Source organism: Sphingomonas azotifigens NBRC 15497 (genome assembly GCF_002091475.1).
Taxonomy (GTDB): Bacteria; Pseudomonadota; Alphaproteobacteria; order Sphingomonadales; family Sphingomonadaceae; genus Sphingomonas; species Sphingomonas azotifigens.
This window is the reverse complement of record NZ_BCTR01000145.1, coordinates 1-958: the sequence shown is the minus strand read 5'-3', so window position 1 is coordinate 958 and position 958 is coordinate 1. Positions and strand designations below refer to the sequence as shown.

1 protein-coding gene is annotated in these 958 nt (G+C 62.7%); it reads right to left on the bottom strand.

Annotated features, from left to right (window positions below):
• On the bottom strand, positions 1-862 hold an 862-nt coding region (locus tag SAZ01S_RS23320; protein WP_084584707.1), incomplete at its 3' end, for an MBL fold metallo-hydrolase.
• Positions 863-958: the final 96 nt, after the last annotated feature.

Below are 958 nucleotides of genomic sequence, written 5' to 3'. Positions count from 1 at the left end.
TTTTCCACTTCACCGGGATGCGCAGATAGGTGACGCCATTTGCCTCGGCCTGGTGGAAATGCCCGGCGCGGATGTTGACCTGGATCGAGGGCAGCAACAGCTTGGGCACGGACAGCCCGGCATCGCGCTGCTCGCGCATCGTCACGAACGCATCTTCACTTACACCGTCATGGATATGGACGCTTGATCGGCGCTGTTCGCCTACCGTCGTCTCCCAGCGATAGTCGTCGCGCCCGGGCGCCTTGTAGTCGTGGCACAGGAACAGCCTAGTGGCGTCGGGAAGCGCGAGCAGGCGACGGATCGAGCGGTATAGCGTGCGCGCATCGCCGCCAGGGAAGTCGGCGCGCGCAGTGCCATAATCCGGCATGAACAGTGTGTCGCCGACGAAGACCGCATCCCCGATCCGGTAGGCCAGATCGGCGGGCGTGTGGCCGGGCACGTGCAGCACCTCTACCGCCAGCGTGCCGATTGCGAAGCGATCACCGTCCTCGAACAGCCGGTCGAAATCCGAACCGTCGGTCTTCAGGTCATCCATCGCGAAGACCGGACGGAAGATCTTCTGCACATCGCGGATATGCACGCCGATACCGACCCAGGCCCCGGTCTGCGCCGCGAGAAACGGCGCGGCCGACAGGTGATCGGCATGGGCATGCGTCTCCAGCACCATCTCGATCCGCCAGCCATGATCGCGTGCAAAGGCAAGGATCGCCTCGGCCGAGCGCGTATCGGCGACGCCGCTCGCCGGATCGAAGTCGAGCACCGGGTCGATCACCGCGGCAACGCGCGTGGCGGGATCGCCGACGAGGTAGCTGATCGTATTGGTGGCATCGTCGAAGAACGCTTCGATGCAGGGCTGCGCCATGATTTCCTCCGATAGCACTTGCTAATATATTAGAGGATGCTACATAAGCAAGTGCTAATGGAGTTTGCACAATGCTCAAGCCACCGATGGACCTGG